Here is a 204-nt window from a genome sequence, read left to right as displayed (position 1 = left end):
CATGCAGTGTGTACTACTGATGGGATTTTTACCGATTTTGATGTAACACAAGCTTCTGTACATGATATTCATTATCTCAAAGATATTAAGCACTTGTTTCAAAATTGTACAATATTAGGAGACAAAGCTTATCTGAGTATTGATTATCAAAGAGACTTATTTACTTACAACCAGATTAATATGGAAGTACCTATGCGAAAAAAT

1 protein-coding gene is annotated in these 204 nt (G+C 30.9%); it reads left to right on the top strand.

The genetic code is table 11. The annotated features are described in order from the left end of the window. Positions 1 to 204: transposase (locus tag GNY06_RS03235; RefSeq protein WP_166518784.1), on the top strand; the 204-nt coding region annotated here is incomplete at both ends.

Origin of the sequence: Elizabethkingia argenteiflava, from assembly GCF_009904105.1 — a bacterium.
Taxonomy (GTDB): domain Bacteria; phylum Bacteroidota; class Bacteroidia; order Flavobacteriales; family Weeksellaceae; genus Elizabethkingia; species Elizabethkingia argenteiflava.
This window is presented reverse-complemented; position numbering and strand designations above follow the sequence as displayed.